Raw genomic sequence first — 802 nt, 5'->3', positions numbered from 1 at the left:
TTGCGTCATTGCCATTATTAATCGCTTGCCCTAAAGTCGCAGCTTGAGAACGAAGACTATCTGCTATCGCCATCCCTGAAGCATCATCGGCTGCTGAATTGATTCTAAAACCAGAACTAAGTCTTGCTAAAGATTTATCAAGCTCATTCGCATTCACTACAGAATTCGCGTGAGCATTCAATGCGCCGATATTTGTGTTTATTCTAAAACCCATTTTAAATCCTTTCAAAATATTGCTCAAAAGTTTTAAAGCAAGAAATGTTCCACTTTTTATTTTGTATGAGTTACAAAAATGACAATACTTGAAATTTGGAGTAAATATTTTTTTGAAAAATTGTTAGTTGAGAAAATTTAAAAAGAAAAGTACAAAAGACATTAAAAATCGTGGTCTTAAGAACAAGAATCTTAAGACCACTGAAGCATTTGTCTAAAGACAAATGCAACTTACTAGAAAGTTCTAAAAATCACTGCAACAATCTTAAAACATTTTGTTGTGCAGCATTAGCCTGGCTTAAAGCATATGTTCCTGATTGAGCAATAATATTTGCTTTAGAGAAATTTGCACTTTCTGTAGCAAAGTCAGTATCTCTAATTGTTGATTCAGCAGCTTTCACATTTACTTGAGTAACGGTGATGTTGTTGATTGTAACTGTTAATTGATTTTGCACAGAACCCAAATCAGCCCTGATAGTACCAAGATTAGTTGTAGCAGTTTCGGCAACATCCATAACTGCCATAGCACCTTTTAAAGTGGTAACTCCGGCTGTTTGAACTGAACCTATATTATCTTTTGCTTCTGTGC

At 34.5% G+C, this 802-nt stretch carries 1 protein-coding gene and 1 pseudogene; both read right to left on the bottom strand.

The window, feature by feature from the left end:
• Window positions 1-214, bottom strand: a pseudogene (locus tag OQH62_RS08550) (flagellin); the annotation flags it as partial.
• Window positions 215-464: 250 nt separating this feature from the next.
• Window positions 465-802: flagellin (locus OQH62_RS08545; protein ID WP_266016135.1), on the bottom strand; the 338-nt coding region annotated here is incomplete at its 5' end.

Source organism: Campylobacter sp. MIT 21-1684, from assembly GCF_026241315.1.
GTDB lineage: Bacteria > Campylobacterota > Campylobacteria > Campylobacterales > Campylobacteraceae > Campylobacter_D.
The sequence above is the reverse complement of the archived record's forward strand: the minus strand, read 5'-3'. Positions and strand labels throughout refer to the sequence as shown.